Source organism: Sanguibacter suarezii NBRC 16159, from assembly GCF_001552735.1.
Classification (GTDB): Bacteria; Actinomycetota; Actinomycetes; order Actinomycetales; family Cellulomonadaceae; genus Sanguibacter; species Sanguibacter suarezii.
Genome location: NZ_BCRT01000015.1, coordinates 49,204 through 69,014, shown reverse-complemented (window position 1 = coordinate 69,014; position 19,811 = coordinate 49,204). Strand labels below are relative to the sequence as shown.

Annotated in this window: 17 protein-coding genes; 16 read left to right on the top strand and 1 reads right to left on the bottom strand. The window is 71.2% G+C overall.

What is annotated here, in order from left to right; all coding sequences use genetic code 11:
• Positions 1 to 45 precede the first annotated feature (45 nt).
• On the bottom strand, positions 46 to 873 hold the full coding sequence (locus SS2_RS09605) for a spermidine synthase (RefSeq protein WP_245643490.1): 828 nt from the start codon (positions 871 to 873) through the stop codon (positions 46 to 48).
• 420 nt (positions 874 to 1,293) lie between these two features.
• On the opposite strand from SS2_RS09605, the gene SS2_RS09600 reads away from it, so the two are divergent.
• The 16 genes from SS2_RS09600 to murC all read left to right on the top strand — a co-directional run bounded on the left by SS2_RS09600 (position 1,294) and on the right by murC (position 19,644).
• Positions 1,294 to 1,815 carry an SAV_6107 family HEPN domain-containing protein gene (locus tag SS2_RS09600; RefSeq protein WP_066463464.1) on the top strand — a complete coding sequence of 174 codons (522 nt, stop codon included), beginning with the start codon at positions 1,294 to 1,296 and terminating at the stop codon, positions 1,813 to 1,815.
• A gap of 77 nt (positions 1,816 to 1,892) precedes the next feature.
• On the top strand, positions 1,893 to 3,032 hold the full coding sequence (gene dinB / locus SS2_RS09595; protein ID WP_439646299.1) for a DNA polymerase IV: 1,140 nt from the start codon (positions 1,893 to 1,895) through the stop codon (positions 3,030 to 3,032).
• Positions 3,033 to 3,620: 588 nt separating this feature from the next.
• The gene (locus SS2_RS09590) at positions 3,621 to 4,439 is read left to right on the top strand and encodes an aggregation-promoting factor C-terminal-like domain-containing protein (protein ID WP_066463462.1); all 819 of its coding nucleotides are present in this window, start codon (positions 3,621 to 3,623) and stop codon (positions 4,437 to 4,439) included.
• A gap of 83 nt (positions 4,440 to 4,522) precedes the next feature.
• Entirely contained in the window at positions 4,523 to 5,026 is a 504-nt protein-coding gene (locus SS2_RS09585; protein ID WP_369405211.1) for an SCO2097 family morphological protein, read from the top strand.
• Positions 5,027 to 5,523: 497 nt separating this feature from the next.
• Positions 5,524 to 5,958 (top strand): division/cell wall cluster transcriptional repressor MraZ, encoded by a 435-nt coding sequence (mraZ, locus tag SS2_RS09580; RefSeq protein WP_066463860.1) that lies wholly within the window; start codon positions 5,524 to 5,526, stop codon positions 5,956 to 5,958.
• 209 nt (positions 5,959 to 6,167) lie between these two features.
• Positions 6,168 to 7,187, top strand: a complete 1,020-nt coding sequence (gene rsmH, locus SS2_RS09575; RefSeq protein WP_066463455.1) for a 16S rRNA (cytosine(1402)-N(4))-methyltransferase RsmH — start codon at positions 6,168 to 6,170, stop codon at positions 7,185 to 7,187.
• A 2-nt stretch (positions 7,188 to 7,189) separates the two neighbouring features.
• A complete protein-coding gene (gene ftsL / locus SS2_RS09570) occupies positions 7,190 to 7,618 on the top strand; it encodes a cell division protein FtsL (protein WP_066463448.1) in 429 nt (142 codons plus the stop codon).
• Positions 7,584 to 8,069 (top strand): hypothetical protein, encoded by a 486-nt coding sequence (locus SS2_RS17960; RefSeq protein WP_066463446.1) that lies wholly within the window; start codon positions 7,584 to 7,586, stop codon positions 8,067 to 8,069. Before ftsL ends, SS2_RS17960 begins: the two co-directional genes overlap by 35 nt.
• 130 nt (positions 8,070 to 8,199) lie before the next feature.
• Positions 8,200 to 9,936: a peptidoglycan D,D-transpeptidase FtsI family protein gene (locus SS2_RS09560; protein WP_245643488.1), complete on the top strand. Its 1,737-nt coding sequence runs from the start codon at positions 8,200 to 8,202 to the stop codon at positions 9,934 to 9,936.
• Positions 9,937 to 10,013: 77 nt separating this feature from the next.
• Positions 10,014 to 11,663 carry a UDP-N-acetylmuramoyl-L-alanyl-D-glutamate--2,6-diaminopimelate ligase gene (locus tag SS2_RS09555; protein WP_066463444.1) on the top strand — a complete coding sequence of 550 codons (1,650 nt, stop codon included), beginning with the start codon at positions 10,014 to 10,016 and terminating at the stop codon, positions 11,661 to 11,663.
• Complete coding sequence (locus tag SS2_RS09550; RefSeq protein ID WP_066463442.1) at positions 11,660 to 13,060, top strand: UDP-N-acetylmuramoyl-tripeptide--D-alanyl-D-alanine ligase; 1,401 nt, start codon at positions 11,660 to 11,662, stop codon at positions 13,058 to 13,060. The genes SS2_RS09555 and SS2_RS09550 overlap by 4 nt, the downstream gene beginning before the upstream one ends.
• Positions 13,057 to 14,133 (top strand): phospho-N-acetylmuramoyl-pentapeptide-transferase, encoded by a 1,077-nt coding sequence (mraY, locus tag SS2_RS09545; protein ID WP_066463440.1) that lies wholly within the window; start codon positions 13,057 to 13,059, stop codon positions 14,131 to 14,133. Before SS2_RS09550 ends, mraY begins: the two co-directional genes overlap by 4 nt.
• Positions 14,118 to 15,623 (top strand): UDP-N-acetylmuramoyl-L-alanine--D-glutamate ligase, encoded by a 1,506-nt coding sequence (murD, locus tag SS2_RS09540; RefSeq protein WP_066463438.1) that lies wholly within the window; start codon positions 14,118 to 14,120, stop codon positions 15,621 to 15,623. The genes mraY and murD overlap by 16 nt, the downstream gene beginning before the upstream one ends.
• A 9-nt stretch (positions 15,624 to 15,632) precedes the next feature.
• Positions 15,633 to 16,970: an FtsW/RodA/SpoVE family cell cycle protein gene (locus tag SS2_RS09535; RefSeq protein WP_083942124.1), complete on the top strand. Its 1,338-nt coding sequence runs from the start codon at positions 15,633 to 15,635 to the stop codon at positions 16,968 to 16,970.
• Positions 16,970 to 18,130 carry an undecaprenyldiphospho-muramoylpentapeptide beta-N-acetylglucosaminyltransferase gene (murG, locus tag SS2_RS09530; protein ID WP_066463436.1) on the top strand — a complete coding sequence of 387 codons (1,161 nt, stop codon included), beginning with the start codon at positions 16,970 to 16,972 and terminating at the stop codon, positions 18,128 to 18,130. The genes SS2_RS09535 and murG overlap by 1 nt, the downstream gene beginning before the upstream one ends.
• On the top strand, positions 18,127 to 19,644 hold the full coding sequence (murC, locus tag SS2_RS09525; protein WP_066463435.1) for a UDP-N-acetylmuramate--L-alanine ligase: 1,518 nt from the start codon (positions 18,127 to 18,129) through the stop codon (positions 19,642 to 19,644). The genes murG and murC overlap by 4 nt, the downstream gene beginning before the upstream one ends.
• The last annotated feature ends 167 nt before the right edge of the window (positions 19,645 to 19,811 follow it).

Here is a 19,811-nt window from a genome sequence, read left to right as displayed (position 1 = left end):
GCGGGCGTGGCCTCGCCACGGACGCCGCGGCCGCCGCCCCGGCAGCTACGGCGTCACGGCGTCATGGAACACCCGGGCCTGGCCGGCGAACTTCGCCGTCTCGGCCTCGGTGTGCAAGATCTGCGCCGGCACGGCCAGGGTGCGCAGTGCGCGCGCCAGGCCCGCCGAGCCGAGCACGCCGTCGGGCCCTGGCTGCTGCGCGTCGGTGCCCGACGACGCAGCGACGAGCACGAGCACGAGGTTGCCGTAGCGACGGGACTTGAGCAGCGCCGGTTCTGAGATGATCCCGACCTCACCGGGGATCGTGACATCCTCCACCGGGGGGCGCGCCGCCTCGAGGGCTGCCCGCAACGTGGCGACCTCGGCGCGTGCTCCGTCCAGCGGAGGACGGTCGGCGCAGTTGACGAGGTAGATCCCACCGGGGCGCAGGACCCGCAGCACGTCCGCGACGAACTCCTGCGTCAGCAGGTGCGCGGGTGTGGTGTCCCCGGCGAAGACGTCCCGGATGACGACGTCGGCGCTCGCCGTGGCCAGCGTCGCCAGCTGGGCGCGAGCATCCCCGGCCCGCAGTCGCAGCCGGGGTGAGCGCGGCAGGTCGAACCACGTCCGGGCCAGGTCGATGAGCCGGGCATCGATGTCGATGCCGATCTGGCGTGACCCGGGGCGGGTGGCGTCGATGGATCGCGCCATCGCGCAGCCGGCGGCCCCGAGATGGACGACGTCGAGGGCCCCGGTCCGGGTGTGGTCCAGGACCGCGCACATGATGTCCATGTACTCGAAGCCCACGTTGCGCGGGTCGTCGAGGTCGATGAACGAGCTGGGGACGCCGTTGATCATGACCGTGAGGGCTCGTGGGTCGTCGCGGTCGGGCACGAGCTCGACCATTCCTGAGTCTGTCTCGATCGGTCCCTGGGGGAGTGCGGGCTGCGCCGACCTCTTTGTCAGTGGTCCGGTGGATGATGAGTGACGAGAAGAGCGACGGGCCATGACGCAAGGGTAGACGCCGCTCGATCTCTTGACAGGAGTCGAACGCCCGTTCGAGAATGGATACAGGAGGTGGTCGGGATGGATCGGTCAGGGACGACGACGACCGCGGTGGTGTCAGCGGGTTCGACCGCGACGGCCGCTTCCCCTGCGCGCCCGGTCGGCGCTGCGCGTCATGGGCGCGCTGCCCACGCCGCGCGGTCCGCCCGCCCGGCCCACGGCATTGCCCCGGGCGGGTGCGATCGACCAGCCCCGCCCTCCACGGTTCTCGACCGGCGTGCGGCCGCAGCCACTTCTCGCCCCGGCTCCGTGCCGGCCGAGGCTGCTGCCGTTGACACTGCTCGTGCTGGCACGGCTCCAACTGACGCGCCCGCCGCTACCCCGGCAGCCGTCGACCCGGCAGCCGTCGACCCGGCAGCCGTCGACCCGGCGGCGGTCGAGCTGGTCGCGCGGTGCGACGCAGAGCTGGTCGCCGCGCAGCTCGCCACTGACCCTGCGGACCGGTTCCTGCACGCCCACCTCGGTGCGTTGCGTCTCGCCGGCGCACTGCTGGCGGCCGCGGGAGCGCGGCCGCCTCGCGGCCGCCCGCGCAGCGCATGGGACAGGCTGACTGCCGCGGTGCCTGAGTGTGCCCCGTGGGCGGCGTTCTTCACCACCGGCGCCCCCATCCGAGCCTCCCTCGACGCCGGGGTCGACAGCGTCGACGACGCCCTCGCGACCACGTGGGTCAACGCCACCGAAGACTTCAGGGACGAGGTGTGCCGACGGATCGGCATCGACCCCTACGCCGATCTGCGCTCCGCCAGGGCCGGCATGGCGTGGGCGTCATGAGCCGAGGTCCACGCTCCCCCCAGGCCAACAGGTCCTGGGGGACCGAAGACTCCGACTGTTCCATCCTCCATGTGGACATGGACGCCTTCTTCGCCTCGGTCGAGGTCGCTCGGCGTCCGCACCTGCGTGGGCGTCCTGTCGTGGTGGCCGGGGCGGAGCGCTCCGTGGTCCTCGCCGCGACGTACGAGGCCCGCGCCTTCGGAGTGCGCTCGGCCATGCCGGTGAGCACCGCTCGACGCCTGTGCCCGCAGGCGATCTACATCCCGCCCGACCATGCCGCGTACCGGGACGCCTCTGCCCAGCTCATGGAGATCCTCCGCGAGGTCACCACGCTCGTCGAGCCGATCAGCGTCGACGAGGCATTCCTCGACGTCAGCGGTGCTCGCCGTCGGCTCGGTTCGTCGACGGCGATCGCCCAGCAGATCCGGGAACGCGTCCAGACCCAGATCGGCATCACGTGCTCGGTGGGGGTCGCGTCATCGAAGTTCGTCGCCAAGCTCGCCTCGACGCACGCCAAGCCCGACGGGATGATGCTCGTGCCCAAGGAGGCGACCGTGCCCTTCCTGCGGACGCTGCCGGTCGGCGCCCTGTGGGGAGTCGGCGGCAAGACGGAGGAGAACCTCGCCCGGTGGGGGATCACCACGGTCGCCGAGCTCGCGGACACGGACCCGCTCGTGCTGCGCCAGATCCTCGGAGCGGCCGCAGGCGCCCACCTGCACGACCTCGCATGGGGTCGTGACCCGCGACCGGTCGAGCCGACGCGCACCGAACAGAGCGTCGGGGCGGAGACCACTTTTGCCAAGGACGTCTACGACCTGTCCCTGGTGGAGTCGAAGCTTCTTGAGCTGGCGGACCGGTGCGGTCATCGTCTGCGGGCGCAGGAGGTTCTCGCGCGGACGGTGAGCGTCAAGGTGCGCACGAGCGACTTTCGGACTCTGACCCGGTCGCGGTCGCTGGTCTCTCCCTCCGACAGCGGTCACGAGATCTACCTCGTGGCCCGCGAGCTCATGTCCTCTGTCGACCTGCGCGGCCTCCCGGTCCGGCTCGTGGGTGTGCGGGGGGAAGGGCTCGAGCGGCGGTCGAGTGCTGTGCTGCAACTCACTCTCGAGGATGCGGTCGAGGGCAAGACGGACCAGCAGCGACTTGCTGACGCTGCGATCGACCAGGTCAGGTCCCGCTTCGGTCGCTCGGCGATCGGGCCGGCTGCGGCGGGCTGATCCAGGGCCCGGTCGCGCCAGGCGCAGAGATCTGAGCAGACCCCTTGTCTTCGTGATAACGACGTGTAGCATATTTATGTCACCTTGAGTTGCGGTACCGATGAGGACCGCGACGGTCCGAGCGTCAACCAGGCCCGACGACGAGCAGCTGGCTCTGTGTCGGGCTGTCCTCGGACAGACACAGGATGGTGTCGAGCACCTCGACCTCGTCCGCACGTCGCCTCTGAGCGACGAGGTCCCACCACGGAGTGGGTACCAGCTCAGGTCCGTCGCAGATCGCGACCGGCCCTGATGTCCAAGGTGACCAGCGTCCGCCGCCCGTCGGTGGACCGCCCTGCCCCGGCTCGCTCCCGCGAGGCCGCCGGCAGTGGCCAGCGCGGCTTTCTCGCACGTCGACGGATGCCACCACGCGCCGGCCGACCGGCACGCTCGTGTGCCGACTCAGCCTGTGCGGAGCACGTATCTGTCGTGCGCCGCTGCGGTCACGCTTGAGAGCGGCCCGCGCCAGGTCCGAACAAGCATTGGAATTCTGTGCAGCGTCATCTCACTACCGCAACGACCAGTAACGTCACGAAGATCATCACCCTCATGGTGGCTGGCCTCGTCGGTGTCGCCGCCCTCGTCGCCCTCCTCTTCATCTCGCCCGCCTCGACCGACCAGTCGGAAGCGGAGGACGAGACCGCAGTCGAGGAGGCCACGGGGCCCTCGGAGGCCGAGGTTGCCGCCGCTCACCAAGAGGCAGAGGCCACCATCACGTCCGCGAACGACGTGCTCGCGACCGCCGCCTCCAAGGTCGACACGACCGCTCTCGAGGCAAGCGTCACCCAGCTCGCCGACTACAAGGCACTCAGCCTGGACCACGTCGTCGCACTGACCGACCAGACACGTACGACAGCCCAGCAGACCGCAGAGGCTGCCGCCGCTGCTGAGGCCGCGGCTGCCGAGGCTGCTGCTGCTGAGGCCGCTGCCGCTGAGGCTGCCGCTGCTGAGGCTGCGGCCGCGGAAGCTGCTGCCGCTGAGGCTGCCGCTGCTGAGGCTGCTGCTGCGGAAGCCGCTGCTGCTGAGGCTGCCGCTGCTCAGGCTGCCGCCGCGGCGAGCACCCCGGCCGCAGCCCGCGCCCTCGGTGCAGAGCTGGCTGCCAGCATGTATGGCTGGGGCTCGGACCAGTTCGCCTGCCTCGACAAGCTGTGGACCAAGGAGTCCAACTGGCGCGTGAACGCCGACAACCCCACGTCGAGCGCCTACGGCATCCCGCAGGCTCTCCCTGGCAAGAAGATGGCCAGTGCGGGCGCCGACTGGCAGACGAACCCGCGCACCCAGATCATCTGGGGGCTCGGCTACATCAAGTCGACCTACGGCACGCCGTGCGCCGCCTGGAACCACAGCGTGGCTGTGAACTGGTACTGAGCGAGCCCGTCCCCGGGTCGCCGAGCCTGATCCGACGGCTCGGCGTGCTCGACCGGTGAGGTGCCTGCGCCCGTGACGCGACCATGTCCCGTCACGGGCGCGGGCACGACTACCGTCTTCTGGGATGTCGAACTATCCTGGTGTATGACAAGGTCCACCTCAAGAAATGTGCGGGGGTAGCGATGCCTCTGTCCGAATACGAGCAACGTGTTCTGGAACAGATGGAGCGAGAGCTCACGTCTGACGATCCACGGCTCGCCACGACCTTGACCTCGACGACATCGCGCTCCGGTGCGCGATATGTCGTCGCCGGCCTCGGCTTGGTGGCCGGTCTTCTCGCCCTGGTGCTCGGTGCGGCACAGTCGGTGCCCTGGGTGGGGGTCCTTGGATTCATCATCATGTTCGCCGCCGTCACCTATGCCCTCACGCCGCCCAAGCGGCGTGCTGTGGGGCCGCTAGGGACAGTCTCCGAGTCTGGTCGGGTCACCCCGGCCAAGGTCGCCAAGTCCTCGAAGGGCAAGTCCAAGCGCCACGGCTCCTTCATGGAGCGTCTCGAGGCACGGTGGGACCGCCGTCGCGGGGCCTGATCCGCTGCGCCGGTATGAGCGCTCGTCGATCCGGTCGACGAGATCCGATCTCCGTTCAGATGTTCCCCTAGATCAAGAGCTTTTTCGAGAAGGAGCCAGCTGCTGAGCAGCTGGCTCCTTCTGTCTGTGTCGCCGTCTGGCTCGGTCGGTGCGCAGGTCCGGATCGCCGGTGTCCAGATCCCTCCACCCGTCCCATCCACATCCCTCCACCGGTCCGCACACCGCAGTGCCGAGGCGCCGGTTTGGCGCCGTTCGTCGGGATGTGCCTGCCCTGGATTCGTGGTGAGGCGGACCTGGAGGGCGTGTCAGCGCCCCTTCGACACCCCGGCTGGCGCAACTCCCTCCACTTCTCTCCACCCATGTGACCTGCATCTTTGATGGTCCATGGGTGAATTTTTCGTGTTCGCTCGAGAGGAGTGGAGGGAAGTGGAGTACCGTGGAGCCACCTGGAGCAGAAAGGAAGGGCCGTGAGCGAATTGTTCGGCGGCTCGCCCAGCCTGCTCCTGGGGACCTACACACCTCGTCTTGACGAGAAGGGACGACTGATCCTCCCCGCGAAGTTCCGGGCCCAGCTTGCGCCGGGCCTGGTGATGACACGGGGACAGGAACGCTGCCTCTTCTTGTTGCCGATGGACGAGTTTCGTCGCATGTACGAGCAGATCCGGCAGGCCCCCGTGACGAGCAAGCAGGCGCGTGACTACCTGCGTGTCTTCCTCTCGGGAGCCAGTGATGAGATGCCCGACAAGCAGGGACGGATCTCTATCCCGGCCAATCTCCGCGAGTACGCGGGGCTCGGCAGGGATGTCGCGGTGATCGGAGCCGGTACCCGCGTGGAGATCTGGGACGCCCCGTCGTGGGACGCCTATCTGGCAGAGCAGGAAGCCGGATACGCCGACACCGCCGAGGAAGTCCTGCCGAACCTGCGCTTCTAGCAGGTGCAGCACGCACTACGCAGTACGCACGATGAGGCCTCCTCCCGCTCGGTCTGACGCACTTCCCCGGTGTCAGAAAGTCGCGGAGGGAGACCTGATCGGGCGTCCTGGACGCAGTGCCAGCAGAACCAGAAGTGCAGACAGTGCGTGAGACCCGGACAACGAGCGGTTCCCGAGGACCGACCATCGGCAGAGCAGGAGGACGAAGCATGGCGCCAGCAGACGAGGACGGCACGCAGCCGTCCGGTGATGCCGCAGACCGTCATGTTCCTGTTCTCCTCGAGAGGTGCGTCGATCTCCTCGCCCCTGCCCTCGAGGCGCCCGGAGCGGTCTATGTGGACTGCACCCTGGGCATGGGTGGGCACACCGAGGAGGTGCTGCGCCGGTTCCCCGAGGTGCGCGCGATCGGCATCGACCGTGACCCTCAGGCCCTCGCCCTCGCCGGACGTCGTCTGGCGCAGTTCGGCGACCGGTTCACCGGGGTCCACGCCGTCTACGACGAGATCGGTGAGGTCCTGGCAGACCTCGGCATCCCGTCTGCCCAGGGGATCCTCATGGACCTGGGCGTCTCCTCGCTGCAGATCGACGAGTCCGAGCGGGGCTTCTCCTACGCTCAGGACGCCCCGCTCGACATGCGGATGGACTCCACCGCCGAGCTGACGGCGGCGCAGGTCCTCAACACCTACGACGAGCGTGACCTGGCACGGATCCTGCGGGAGTACGGCGAGGAGCGCTACGCCTCCAAGATCGCCCGGTCCATCGTGGCGCGTCGCCAGACGACTCCCTGGGAGCGGTCAGCCGCCCTCGTCGACCTCGTCCGTGCGTGCATCCCGGCAGCGACCCGCAAGGGCCAGGGCAACCCGGCCAAGCGGACGTTCCAGGCGCTGCGCATCGAGGTCAACGGTGAGCTGGAGGTACTGGCCAGGGCGCTCCCGGCGGCCGTCGACGCCCTCGCCGTCGGCGGACGGATCGTCGTGGAGTCCTACCACTCCCTCGAGGACCGCCTGACCAAGCGCGAGCTGGCCCGTGGCGCGACGTCGAGCGCCCCACCGGACCTCCCGGTCGAGCCCGAGACCCACAAGCCGTACCTGACGCTGCTGACCCGTGGCGCCGAGGAGGCCGACGAGGCTGAGCTCGCGCGCAACCCCCGCTCGGCATCGGTCCGGCTGCGGGCCGCACAACGTGTCCGTCCTACCCCCGCCCACATGAAGAATCGATCGGAGCGCTGATCATGAGTTCTGCACAGGCCAGTGCTGCGCGCGTTCTTCCCGTCCGGGAGACCACGGCGCCGGCGGCACGCCCGAGCGAGTCGGCCCCGCGGCTGCGGCTGGTCCAGGCTCCCGTCCACGCGCGGAGCCGGGTCCCCTTCGTGCTCACCTGCATCGCGATCCTCGCGGCCGCGCTGCTGGGCACGCTGGTGCTCAACACCGCCATGGCTGACGGCTCCTACGAGGCGCAGCGCATCAAGCGTGAGCTCGCCGTGCAGGCGCAGGTCGCCGACCGGTTCCGGGCTGAGCTCGACGCTCTCACCTCGCCGCAGGCGCTGGCCGCGCAGGCTCAGGACCTGGGGATGGTTCAGGTCGCCAACCCCGGCATCCTCCGCCTCTCCGACGAGTCGATCTTCGGTGGTGCTGCCGCTCCTGCGGGGGCGGCGCAGTGACGGCTGCTCGCCCTCCGGGCGGCGGGAACACCTCGTCGTCGGCGGGGCGGGCACGCACGACGACGTCGCAGACCGCACCGCGCTCTGGCGCGCCACGGCCTGCCTCGGCGCGATCGACCACCTCGAAGGCAACCTCCTCACCATCGGGAGCCTCCAAGCAGGCTGCTTCCAAATCGGCTGCTTCCAAGCCAGCCGCTTCCAAGCCAGCCACCCCGAGGGCGACCACGTCAGCGCGGTCCACCACGCAGCGTTCAGCCACGCAGCGTTCAGCCACGCAGCGTTCAGCCACGCAGCGTTCAGCCACGCAGCGTTCAGCCACGCCGCGAACCACCACGCCACGAGCAACTACCCCACGCGGCGCGCCCCAGCGCGAGGCGTCCCCGCGGACGTCGCGCGCCCCACGCAGCGCGCAGGCCAGGGCAGCAGGCGCCCGCACCCCGCGCGAGCCTGAGCGCCGCCGGAACGGTGCCACGGCGCGGACGAAGGCCGCTGTGACCCTGCGCAGCGAGGCGAGCTCGACCCTCTCGCGACGAGGCCCCAAGCCTCCTAGGCCCCCCAGACCCCCGAAGCCGCCCAAGCCGGTGCGCACCGGCGACCCCAACGGCCGGATCCGGGTGCTGGGCATCGTCGTGCTCGTCGTGCTCATGGTCTTCACCGGCCGGCTGGTCTACGTGCAGACCTACCTCGGTCCTGCGCTGGCGGCCGAGGCGCAGAACCTGCGCACGCGCACCATCGTCATCCCCGCGGTGCGCGGGGACATCACCGACCTGGACGGCAACGTCCTGGCGACCTCGGTGGACCGGTACAACATCTTCGCCGACCAGCCGCTCATCGCCGCGTGGAAGCACTCGGTCGACGGCACGGTCAGGGGTGGACCGACAGAGGCAGCGCGCCTGCTCGCGCCGGTCCTGGGGCTCTCCGCGCCCGAGCTGGCCGCCCAGCTCAACGGAGACAAGAACCAGCACAAGGTCATCAAGCTCGACGTCTCTCAGGAGACGTGGGACGCGGTCAAGGCGTTGAAGATCTCCGGGATCTTCGCTGAGTCCCAGCCGCAGCGGTCCTACCCGGCAGGCACCACCGGTGGCAACATCGTGGGCTTCACGGGCAAGGACGGCAACGGACAGTCCGGGCTGGAGTACTCCCTCAACGACATCCTCTCCGGCACGTCGGGCTCGACCACCTACGAAGGTGGGCGCTCCGGGCACGTCATCCCCACCGGTCAGCAGTCCTCCACCGAGGCGGTCCCCGGCGACGACGTCACCCTGACGATGATCCGCGACCTGCAGTGGATGGCCGCAGCCGCCCTGGAGGAGCAGATCGCCACGATGGGTGGCACCGGGGGATACCTCGTCGTCATCGACGTCAAGACCGGGGCGGTCTACGCCCTCGCCGACGCCGGGTCGATCGACCCGAACAACCCGGACGGCTTCGGTGGCAGCAAGGCGATCTCGTCGATCTTCGACCCCGGCTCCACGGCGAAGATCGTCACCATGGCCGCGCTCATCGAGACCGGCCTGGCGACGCCCACCGACCAGTTCCTCGTCCCGGACCGCTACACGACCGTCAACAACCAGACGTTCCGGGACTCCCACGACCACGAGGACGCGCAGTGGACGCTCACCGGCATCCTCGCGGAGTCCTCCAACACCGGCACGGTCATGATCGGTCAGGAGCTGCCCCAGCAGGTCCGCCACGACTACCTCACCAAGTTCGGGTTCGGGTCCAAGACCGGCATCGAGCTGGCCGGTGAGGAGAAGGGCCTGCTCGCTGACGCAGACAAGTGGGACGGCAGCACGAAGTACGCCGTCCTCTTCGGCCAGGGCTTCTCGGTCACCGCGCTGCAGGCCACGAACGTCTTCGCGATCATCGCCAACAAGGGGGTGCGGATGGCCCCGCACCTGGTCGCCGGCACGACCGACGCGGCAGGGGTCTACACGCCCGCGGTCCAGCCCGAGGGGGTCCAGGTGGTCTCCCCGAGCACGGCGGAGCAGGTCCTGAAGATGACCGAGTCGGCCGTCCTGGACGGCACCGGTGCGGGCGCGGAGATCTCCGGTTACCGGGTCGCTGGCAAGACGGGCACGGCTCAGATCCCCGGCCCCTCGGGCCAGCTGGACGGCATCCTCGCCTCCTTCATCGGCGTCGCTCCGGCCGACGACCCACGCATCGCGGTGGGTGTGTTCATCGAGAACCCCACCGCCTCCGTCTACGGCGGCGTGGTCGCCGCTCCGGTATTTGCCGAGGTCACGGCCTTCGCCCTGCAGAAGCTCGGCGTCGTGCCGAGCGGGACCACCCCTGATCTCTACCCGACAACCTGGTGACGGCCGGGGTGCCGCGCTCACCCGGCGGGTGGGTGCGGACCCCAGGATGTGGCCTCACCCGCGATAGATTGGCACCCATGACTTCCGAGCAGGGCCCGATGCGTCCGACCGCGCCACGCGAACGGTCCTTAGGAGACCTCGCCCTCGCCCTGGACCTCGGGTCCGCGCCCGCCGACGCCGCGGTGAGCATCACCGGGGTGGCCGCCAGCAGCGCCGACGTCGTCCCCGGGGACCTTTTCGTGGCGCTGCAGGGCACGGCCGCCCACGGCGCCCGGTACACCGGCCAGGCCGTGCGCGCCGGGGCCGCTGCGGTGCTCACCGACGCCGCCGGCCGGGAGCTCGTGGCCGCCGCCGTCGCGGACGGCACCTGCCCCGACCTCCCCGTCCTGACCATGCCCGCGGGCGCTGACCCGCGCACGCTGCTGGGTGCGGTCGCCGTGTGGTTCTACGACCGTCCGGGCGACGCCCTGACCACCTTCGCGGTCACCGGCACCAACGGCAAGACCACGACGACCTACCTGCTCGACCACGTCCTCTCCACGCTCGGTCGCACGGTCGGCCTGATCGGCACGGTCGAGACGCGCTCCGGCGACCGCGTCCTGCCCAGTCGGCTCACCACCCCTGACGCAGCGGCCCTGCAGGGTGTGCTGGCGGTCATGCGCGAGGACCACGTCGACGCCCTCGCCATGGAGGTGTCCTCGCACGCGCTGGTCCAGCACCGGGTGGACGGCATCGTCTTCGACGTGGCGGCCTTCACGAACCTCAGCCAGGACCACCTCGACTTCCACGGAGACCTCGAGGGGTACTTCCGCGCCAAGGCCGAGCTGTTCACCCCCGCACGCGCCCGCCGCGGCGTCGTGATCGTCGACTCCGAGTGGGGACAGCGGCTCGCCGCCGAGGCGCCCATCCCCATGGTGACGCTGCGCACCGCCGACGGCGGACCGGCGAGCCCCGCGCTTCCAGAGCCGGACTGGTCCGTCCTGGACGTGGTGGCTCAGCCGCTCGGCTCCGCCTTCACCCTGCGCCACCGTGACGGCCGCACGCTGAGGACCGCCACGTCGCTGCCGGGCGGGTTCAACGTGGCCAACGCGGCCCTGGCTCTGGTGATGATCATCGAGAGCGGGGTCGACGTGGCCGTCCTCACAGCGGCGCTGGACGCCGCCGGGGGAGTGGACGCCGCCGTTCCTGGCAGGATGGAGCCTGTGGCGCGGGACCCGCGAGTGATCGTGGACTTCGCCCACAACCCGGACGCGCTGGGGCTGGCGATCTCGGCCCTGCGCCCGACCACCGCAGGACGTCTGGTGGTGGTCTTCGGCGCGACCGGCGAGCGTGACACGACCAAGCGCCCGATCATGGGTGCGGTGGCCGCGGGCCTGGCGGACGTCGTCGTCGTCACCGACGACGACCCGCACGGGGAAGACGCCTCGCAGATCCGTCAGCAGGTGCTGGCGGGGGCGCGGGCGGCCGCAGCCGGCCTGGCCCAGGGGACCCACGCCGGTCACGACGGTGCACGCGAGGTCGAGGTGCTCGAGATCGCTCCCCGTGCCCGAGCGATCGCCCAGGCGATCGCCGCCGCGCGGGACGAGGATACTGTGCTGGTCGCGGGTCGAGGCCACGAGGTGTGGCAGGAGATCAACGGGGTGAACCACCCCCTCGACGACCGCGTCGAGGCGCGAGCCGCAGCTGCGGCTCGCAGGAATGACATGATGAAGGAGCTCAGCAAGTGATCGATCTGACCGCAGCGGAAGTTGCGCAGCTCACGGGTGGCCGCCTCGAGGCGGCTCCTGACACCCGGGTTGCCGGTCCAACGGTGATCGACTCACGCACAGTCGCCCCGGGCAGCCTGTTCGTCGCGCTCGTCGGAGAGACCTCCGACGGCCACGACCACGCCGCTGCCGCGGTGGCAGGTGGAGCGACGCTGGTCCTGGCCGGACGCCACGTCGAGGGCGTCCCTGCCGTCGTCGTCGACGACGTGCCTCGCGCCCTGGGTCTGCTCGCCGCAGAGCACCTGCGCCGGCTGCGCGCCCACGGCGACGTGCGCGTGGTCGCGGTGACCGGATCGGTCGGCAAGACCACCACCAAGGACCTCCTCGGGCAGCTGCTCAGCCCCGCGGGCGAGACGATCATGCCCGAGGCGTCCTTCAACAACGAGATCGGCCTCCCGCTCACGGTGCTGCAGGCCGGCCCCAGCACGCGGTACCTCGTGCTGGAGATGGGCGCCTCGGCAGTGGGCGACCTCACCTACCTCACGGGCATCGCCCCGCCGGACGTCTCGATCGTCCTGGCCGTCGGCAACGCCCACCTCGGCGGCTTCGGCGGGATCGAGGCCGTCGCCCGGGCGAAGTCCGAGATCGTCACCGGGCTCGCCCCCGGCGGGGTCGCCGTCCTCAACGCCGACGACCTGCGCGTGGTGGCCATGCGGTCCCTCGCCCCCGGCAAGGTCGTCACCTTCGGCACCGTGCGCGACGCCACGCTGCGGGCGCGCAACGTCTCCAACGACCGGCTCGGCCGGGTCTCCGCGGACCTGACGCTGGGGGAGGAGGCGCACCACGTCACCCTCAACCTCTTCGGTGAGCACCACCTGACCAACGCGCTGGCCGCCGCGGCTGCCGCCGTCGAGCTCGGGCTCCCGCTCGCCGACGTCGCTGCCCGCCTGACGGGTGCGCAGGCGCTCAGCCCGCACCGGATGGCCGTGACCGAACGTCCTGACGGCGTGACGATCATCGATGACTCCTACAACGCGAACCCGGACTCGATGCGCGCGGCCCTCAAGGCCCTCGCCGTCATGGCCGGTCGCGACCGCCGTTCCATCGCCGTGCTGGGGGAGATGCTCGAGCTGGGCAAGGACTCTCGCGCCGCGCACGAGGCGCTCGGCCTGCTCGTGGTCCGGCTCAACATCAAGCTGCTCGTCGTCGTCGGTGACGGTGCCTCCGGCCTCGCCGACGGAGCGATCCAGGAAGGCTCCTGGGGCGAGGAGGTGCGCGAGGTCCCCGACGTCGCCGCTGCCGCCGAGCTCCTGGCAGCTGAGCTGCGCGAGGGTGACGTCGTGCTCGTCAAGGCCTCCAACGGCGCCGGTCTGTGGCGTCTGGGCGACGAGCTGGCTGCGACGGTGACCGCCTCATGATCGCTGTCCTCGTCTCCGCGGGGGTGGCGCTCCTCGTCGCCCTGCTCGGCACCCCGTTGTTCATCAAGTTCCTGGTCAAGCGCAACTACGGGCAGTTCATCCGTCAGGACGGCCCGACGGCGCACTTCACCAAGCGTGGCACCCCCACCATGGGCGGGGTGGTGATCATCGGCGCCACCCTCGTCGGGTGGGCGGCGTCCTGCGTGGTCAGCGGCAGGCTGCCGTCGGCCTCGTCGGTCCTGGTCATCTTCCTCATGACGGGTCTGGGCCTGGTCGGCTTCCTCGACGACTACATCAAGATCTCCAAGCAGCGCAGCCTCGGGCTGTCAGCGCGGTGGAAGATCATCGGTCAGGGGATCGTCGGGATCAGCTTCGCGGTCCTGGCGCTGCAGTTCCCCAACGCCAACTTCCGCACGCCCGCCTCGACGAAGATCTCCTTCATCCGGGACACGAACATCGACCTGGCCTTCGCCGGGGTGGCCCTCGGGCTCATCCTGTTCGTGCTGTGGGCCAACCTCATCATCACTGCCTGGTCGAACGCGGTGAACCTCACCGACGGCCTGGACGGGCTGGCCACCGGTGCCTCGCTCATGGTCTTCGGCGGGTACGTCATCGTCTCGATCTGGCAGTTCAACCAGAACTGCCAGTGGGCCGTCGGACCACGGTGCTACGAGGTGCGCGACCCCCTCGACCTCGCGGTCGTCGCCGCGGCGATCACCGGTGCGCTCTTCGGCTTCCTGTGGTGGAACGCCTCCCCGGCGAAGATCTTCATGGGCGACACCGGGTCGCTGGCTCTGGGCGGCGCCCTGGCCGGCCTGTCGATCCTCAGCCGCACGGAGCTGCTCGCGATCATCCTCGGCGGGCTCTTCGTCCTCGTCGTTCTGTCCGACGTCATCCAGATCGGCTTCTTCAAGATGACCGGCAAGCGGGTGTTCAAGATGGCACCGCTGCACCACCACTTCGAGCTCTCCGGCTGGGGTGAGGTGACGATCGTCATCCGGTTCTGGATCATCGCCGGGCTGTTCGTGGCGCTCGGCCTCGGGATCTTCTACGCCGAATGGGTCGTCGGCTGATGGTGGACCTCGCTCGGGCGACCGTCCTCGTGGCCGGCCTGGGGATCACCGGCCGAGCGGTCGTCGGGGTCCTTCAGACCCGTGCCGGCGCCGTGCTCACCCTGGACGCGGACGCCCCGGACGCCGATCACCGCGACATCACCGACGTCGACCTGACGGCGGTGGACGTCGTCGTGGTGTCTCCGGGCTGGCGGCCCACGCACCCCGCGCTGGTAGCCGCGCAGGCGGCCGGGGTGCCGGTGTGGAGCGAGATCGAGCTCGCCTGGCACCTGCGCACCCCCGTGACGGCGACCGGTGAGCCCGCGCCGTGGCTCGCCCTCACCGGCACGAACGGCAAGACCACGACCGTGGAGATGCTCGCTGCGATCCTCACCGCGGACGGGCAGCGCGCCGCCGCGGTGGGCAACGTCGGCCGTCCGCTGATCGAGGCGGTCGTCGACCCCGAGCTCGACGTCCTGGCGATCGAGCTGTCCAGCTTCCAGCTGCACTTCACCACGTCGATGTCCGCCGAGGTGGCCGCGGTGCTCAACGTCGCACCCGACCACATCGACTGGCACGGGTCCTTCGAGGACTACACCCTCGACAAGGGCCGCATCTACTCCCACGCCCAGGTCGCCTGCGTGTACAACGCCCAGGACCAGCTCACCGAGGACCTCGTGGTCGCAGCCGACGTGGTGGAGGGTGCCCGCGCGGTCGGGTTCACCCTCGGTGCGCCCGGACGCGCGCAGCTCGGTGTGGTCGACTCGATCCTCGTCGACCGCGCCTTCCACACCCCCGCGAACGACCCCAAGCGGCACACCTTCGCAGCCGAGATCGGCTCCCTGGACGACCTCGCCCACCTGGCCGGACCGGACGGCGTCGTGCCGGCGCACGTCGTCGCAGACGCCCTGGCCGCCGCGGCCCTGGCCCGGGGGCACGGGGTGAGCGCCGCCGCCGTGCGGGACGGCCTGCGCGCCTTCACCCCCGGCGGGCACCGGATCCAGACCGTCGCGGTCGCGCCAGCCCTCGCGCCGGCGTCGCCGGGCACCGAGGCGCCCGACGCCGCGGCTCAGGACGAGCCCCGTCCTGTCTCCTTCGTCGACGACTCCAAGGCCACCAACGCCCACGCCGCAGCGGCGTCGTTGGCCTCCTTCGCCCCGGGATCCGTCGTCTGGATCGCCGGTGGACTGGCCAAGGGCGCAACCTTCGACGCCCTCGTCGAGGACCGCGGCGACCGGCTGCGCGCCGTCGTGCTCATCGGCGTGGACCACCACGAGCTGAGCGAGGCGTTGGCCCGACACGCGGGGGACATCCCCGTCGTCGAGGTGGATCCTGGTGACACTGGGACGGTGATGCAGCGCGCCGTCGACCAGGCCTACCAGCTCGCCCGACCGGGCGACACGGTCCTGCTCGCGCCCGCCTGCGCCTCGATGGACCAGTTCGCCTCCTACGCCGAACGCGGGCGTGCCTTCACCGACGAGGCCGTGAGAATCGCCTCGGCGGCGGGATAGGTGGTCACGGTGGCCTCCCCGACCCGTCCGGCGAAGGTCGCCGACCCCGACGCAGCACCGCCCGCCGCTCCACCCGGAGCGTCACCGACCGCTCCACCCGCCCGCCAGACCCTGCGTGGTGCATGGCTGGGCCAGTGGAACAGTGCCGTCACCAGCTACTACCTGCTGCTCGGCGCGACCGTGCTGCTGCTCGTGCTCGGGCTCGTCATGGTGCTGTCCAGCTCGTCGATCGACGCCCTGGCCAGCGGCAGGTCGCCCTACGCGGTCTTCGCCGACCAGGCGAAGTTCGCCATGCTGGGCATGCCGTTCATGATCGTGGCCATCCACCTGCGCCCGGCGTTCTACAAGCGGATCGCCTGGCCCGCGCTGATCTTCGCGATCGGGCTGCAGATGCTCATCTTCACCCCGATGGCTCGCGGGGAGAAGGGCAACACCAACTGGGTCTACCTCGGCGGGGGGATCACCATCCAGCCCTCGGAGCTGGCCAAGGTGGCCCTGGCCGTGTGGCTGGGGGCGGTGCTCGCCCACAAGCTCGCCTACCTGCACGAGTGGAAGCACGCCCTCGTGCCGGCCGTCGTGCCCGGGGCGCTCGTCGTCGTCCTCCTCGTGCTCGCCGGCAACGACCTGGGGACCGCGATGATCCTCATCCTGCTCGTGGCCGGGGCGCTGTTCGTCGCGGGGGTGCCGCTGCGGGTCTTCGCCATGCTGGGAGCCGGGACCGTGGCGGGGGTCGCTGTCCTGGCATCGACCGGCAACCGCTCCAAGCGCATCCTCGAGCTCTTCTCCGGCTCGGACCCCGCCGGGACCGGCTACCAGGTCAAGCGTGGGCTGGAAGGGCTGGGGACAGGCGGGCTCACCGGAGTCGGGCTGGGTGCGGGCTCGGAGAAGTGGTCCTACCTGCCTGAGGCGCACAACGACTTCATCTTCTCGGTGATCGGCGAAGAGCTGGGTCTGCTCGGCACGCTGCTCGTCCTCGGGCTGTTCGCGCTGCTGGGTGTGGGGATGGTGCGGGTCATCCGCCGCCACCCCGACCCCATGGTGAAGATCACCACGGGGGCGCTGGCCTGCTGGATCATCGGGCAGGCGCTCATCAACATCGGTGTGGTCATCGGGCTGGTCCCGGTGATCGGTGTGCCGCTGCCGCTCATCTCCGCGGGCGGCTCCGCGCTCATCGCCACGATGCTCGCCCTGGGGATCATCATCTCCTTCGCGCGGGACGAGCCGGGGGCCAAGGAAGCCCTCGCAGCCCGCCCGAGCGTGGTGCGCAAGTCGATCGCCGTGGTGAGCTCGGCGACCCGGCGCCGCCCGCACCCGACCGGACCGTCCAGCAACAACGAACATGGGTGATGGAACACGTGATTGAGTCAGTACTTCTTGCCGGAGGCGGGACCGCGGGTCACGTCAACCCGCTGCTCGCCGTCGCGGACGAGATCCGGGCGACCTCGCCCGGGGCCTCGGTCACCGTGCTGGGCACCCGGGAGGGGCTCGAGGCCGACCTCGTGCCGGCGCGCGGCTACCCGCTGGCCGTCGTGCCGCGCGTCCCGCTGCCCCGGCGCCCGACCCTCGACTGGTTCCGGCTGCCGGGCCGGTTGCGCGCGGCTGTGCGCGCCGCGGGCGCGGCCATCGACGAGTCCGGGGCTCAGGTCGTGGTCGGCTTCGGTGGGTACGTCTCGACGCCGGCCTACCTCGCCGCCCGGCGGCGCGGGGTGCCCGTGGTCATCCACGAGCAGAACACCCGCGCGGGCCTGGCGAACCGTCTGGGTGCCCGGTGGGCGCAGGCGGTCGCCGTGACCTTCCCCGCGACCGAGCTCCGCGGTGCGCAGGTGACCGGGCTGCCGCTGCGTCGGGAGATCGCCGCCCTCGTGGCCGACCGTGCGCGCGACGCCGCGGCCTCGCGGACACAGGCTGCCCAGGCCCTCGGCCTGGACCCGGCCCGCCCCGTCCTGCTCGTCACCGGAGGGTCGCTGGGGGCGCAGCGCCTCAACGAGACCGTCGCGGCGATCGCCCCCGAGATCGTCGGCTCGGGCGTCCAGGTGCTGCACCTCACCGGCCGCGGCAAGGACGGCCCCGTCCGGGCGGTCGCCGATGCCCTGCCCGCGGACCTGCGGGCCGACTACCAGGTCCGCGAGTACCTCGGGGAGATGCACCTCGCCTACGCCGTCGCCGACCTCGTCGTGTGCCGTGCCGGAGCGGGGACCGTCTGCGAGCTGGCCGCCCTCGGGCTGCCGGCCGTCTACGTCCCGCTGCCGGTCGGCAACGGGGAGCAGCGCCTCAACGCCGCCCCGGTGGTCGACGCCGGGGGAGGCCTCCTGGTGGCCGACGCCGACTTCACCCCCCAGTGGGCCCGTGCCACGGTGCTGCCCCTGCTCACCGACGCCTCCGCGCTGACGGCCATGGGCGAGGCCGCCCGCGGCGCCGGGGTCACCGACGCCGCCGCGAAGGTCGTCGCCCTCATCGAGGCCGCGGCTGCCGCCGATCCCGCCTCGGGTCAGGCGGGCTCACGATGAGCGCGGCGCAGACCGACCCGCTGACGCTGACCGACCTGGGCACCGTCCACCTCATCGGGGTGGGCGGGGCGGGCATGTCCGTCGTCGCCCAGCTGCTCGCCGCCCGCGGGCTCACTGTGCAGGGCTCCGACGCACGCCGCAGCGCCGTCACCGACGCCCTCGAGACCGCCGGGATCCACGTGTGGATCGGTCACGACGGCGCGCACGTGGCCGGCGCGGACACCGTGGTCCAGTCCAGCGCGGTACGTCCGGAGAACCCCGAGCTCCAGGCTGCCCAGGCGGCCGGGCTCCGCGTCCTGCACCGGTCCCAGGCCCTGGCGCTGCTCATGCACGGCACACGCTCGGTCGCGGTGGCCGGCGCGCACGGCAAGACGACGACGTCGGCCATGATCTCGGTGACGCTGCGGGCCTGCGGGCTGGACCCGTCCTTCGCGATCGGCGGGTCGGTCCTCACCGACGACGGTGCGCTGCCCGGCGGGCACTCCGGGACCGGCGACGTGCTCGTGGCCGAGGCCGACGAGTCCGACGGTTCCTTCCTCAACTACGCACCGACCGTCGCGGTCGTCACCAACGTCGAACCCGACCACCTCGACCACTACGGGTCCAGAGAGGCCTTCGAGGAGGCCTTCGTGACCTTCGCCGGGCAGATCGTGCCCGGCGGCTTCCTCGTGACCTGCGCCGACGACCCGGGTGCGGCCGAGCTCGCGCGGGCCCACGCCACCACCGGGGGAGCGGCCCTCACCTACGGCACGTCGCCGGGCGCCCAGGGCCTCGAGCCGTCCGCCGTGATCAGCGGCTACCAGGTGTGGACCGACCCGCTCACCGGGCGGGACGGGTGCTCCTTCACCCTGACCCTGGCACCCGGGACGGCCGCCTCCCGCGACGGTGAGGTCCTCGAGGTCACCCTCGCCGTCGCCGGTGAGCACAACGCTCTCAACGCGAGCGCGGCTGTGCTCACCGCGGTCCTGCTGGGCATCGCTCCGGCCGACGCCGCCCGTGGGGTAGGGGCGTTCCGGGGCACGGGGCGCCGTTTCGAGAGCCGTGGCGAGATCGGCGGGGTGCGGGTCGTCGACGACTACGCCCACCACCCCACCGAGGTCGCGGCGATGCTCCGCGCAGCCCGCGGTGTGGCCGCGGGTGGACGGATCCTCGTGGTCTTCCAACCGCACCTGTACTCCCGCACCCGCATCTTCGCCCAGGAGTTCGCCGACGCCTTCGAGCTCGCCGACCTCGCGCTGGTGTGCGACGTGTACGCCGCGCGGGAGGACCACGACCCGGCCGTCGGGCCGCACACCATCGTGGACCGCATGCGTACCCCGGGCCGCGGCGAGGTGGTCGCGGACAAGGTGACCGCGGCGCTGACGCTCGCGCGGCGCGCGCGTCCGGGTGACCTGCTCGTCACCGTGGGTGCCGGCGACGTCACCGAGCTCGGCGCCGTGATCCTCGACGAGCTGGCCGCCCGGGTGGCGGCCGGTGAGCTGGTGGCCGACGGCGCGGGCGGAGCAGGTGCGTGAAGCCGCCCCCCGCTCCGCGTCGCCCCTCCTCCCGAGACGAGCCGGAGACTCCCGCGCGGCGCGCGAACGGCGCCCCGCGGACGGAGGGGACCCGCAAGCCGCCTCGCACGGAGCCGGCACGCGCCGCTGAGGCGTCCCCGCCCGCCAAGCGCCCCGCCCCGCCGCGT